1 protein-coding gene and 1 pseudogene are annotated in these 1,849 nt (G+C 66.7%); one reads left to right on the top strand and one right to left on the bottom strand.

What is annotated here, in order from left to right; genetic code table 11:
• Window positions 1-183: 183 nt before the first annotated feature.
• On the bottom strand, window positions 184-813 hold the full coding sequence (locus tag ACZ4V1_RS35830; protein WP_468345345.1) for a class I SAM-dependent methyltransferase: 630 nt from the start codon (window positions 811-813) through the stop codon (window positions 184-186).
• Window positions 814-849: 36 nt separating this feature from the next.
• On the opposite strand from ACZ4V1_RS35830, the pseudogene ACZ4V1_RS35825 reads away from it, so the two are divergent.
• Window positions 850-1,761: pseudogene (locus ACZ4V1_RS35825) on the top strand (IS5 family transposase).
• Window positions 1,762-1,849 lie beyond the last annotated feature (88 nt).

The raw sequence follows: 1,849 nt of genomic DNA, 5'->3' as shown, positions 1-1,849 counted from the left end.
CACTCGCTACGACAAGACCCGCGAGTCCTACCAAGCCGCCGTCACCATCGCCTCAATCCTGCTCTGGATCTGACCTTTGAAGACGATCTCTAGGGGGTGTCTGACAATTCCGGTCTGATCAGCGAGATTCGGCTGAGCTGGCAATCCGGAGGTGCGCCGATCGGCTGGGGGACTGGGCAGTGGCTACGAACGGCGGGCCAGTAGATGGGTGTCGAGGAAGCCCCGATCAGAGGACGGATCGTGGAGCAGCCGGGCGAAGGGATCGAGCCCAGCATCGCCCAGCAGTTCGGCGAGGCGATCCACCGGCCAGCTGTAGGCGGGCGCCACCTTGTGGTCGAACCGGACCGGTTCTTGTCCGTCGGTCCCGAAGAAGGAGACCAGGAGCAGACCGTCCGGTGCCAGGACGCGTACCTGTTCGGCGAGCAGCTCCGGTAGTTCCCCCGGAGGGGTGTGAATCATTGAGTAGTGGGCCAGCACGCCGCCGAGCGCGGCGTCCTCGATCGGCAGAGATTCCATCGGCGCCTCTTGGAAGCGCAGCGCCGGATGGGCCTGCCGGGCGTGGTCGACCATGCCGGGGGCAAGGTCTAGCCCGAAGGCGTCCAGGCCGAGTTCATGCAGCATGGCTGTCAGATGTCCGGGCCCGCACCCGACGTCCGCTGTCCGCAGGTTGCCCGTCGCGCGCACCAGTTCGGCGAAGGTGCCGATCATGGCCCGGGAGAAAGGCTGTGTTTCCAGCCGGTTTGCGAACAGCGATGCGTACAGCTCGACGACACCGTCGTAGGCCGTCCTGGTCTCGTCCTGATGATTCGCCACGGGCAGGACTCTATAGCCGGTCTGATAATTGATCTTGTGGCAGGTCGAGGTGAGCTGACGGATGCGGCATGGAGGCGGATAGAGCCCCTTTTGCCTCAGGTGGACGGACGGGGCCGTCCGTGGCGTGATCACCGGCAGGTGGTCAACGGGGTGCTGTGGCGGCTGCGGACCGGGGCTCCGTGGCGGGATCTTCCCGACCGGTTCGGGCCGTGGCAGACCGTCTACGAGCGGTTCGCCCGCTGGGAGGCGGACGGCACCTGGGCACGGTTGCTGGAGCACGTTCAGGTCCGCGATGACGCGGTGGGCCGGGTGGAATGGACCGTCTCCGTCGACTCCACCATCAACCGAGCCCACCAGCACGCAGTCGGCGCCCGCAAAAGGGGATGTGAACGGGGACGAACTGGAAGATCCGGGCCGCTCGCAGGCGCGCCAGGCCCTCGGCCGCTCCCGAGGCGGACTGACCACCAAAGTCCATCTCGCCGTCGATGGCCGGGGCCTGCCCCCTGTCGATTGTGCTCACGCCCGGCAACGTCAACGACGCGACGGCGTTCGGCCAGGTCCTCGACGGCATCCGCACCCCGCGCCTCGGAACGGGCCGCCCGCGCACGACACCGGACCGTGTGCTGGGTGACAAGGCGTATTCCAGCAGGGCCATCCGCCATCTGCTGAGGCGCCGGGGCATCGCTGCCACGATCCCCGAGCGCCGCGACCAGGCGGCGAACCGCCACCGACGCGGAGCCCTCGGCGGCCGGCCGCCGACCTTCGACAAGGTCACCTACCGCGACCGCAACGTCGTCGAACGATGCTTCGCCCGCCTCAAGCAGTTCCGCGCGATCGCGACCCGGTTCGACAAGCTCGGCGACCGCTACCGTGCCGGAGTTGTCCTGGCTTCCTTGATCCTCTGGCTCCGCGAGTCCACGGGGTAATCATTTGTCAGACAGGCCCTAGGAGTCGTCTTCAAAGGTGCTCAAGTGATGAGGGATCATGCTTGTCGTGGTGCGTCGTCATGAGCTTTCGGATGCTGAGTGGGCTGTGT

Source organism: Streptomyces sp. NPDC028991, assembly GCF_055564775.1.
Note: the sequence above shows the minus strand (reverse complement) of the source record. Positions and strands in the feature narration are given on the sequence as shown.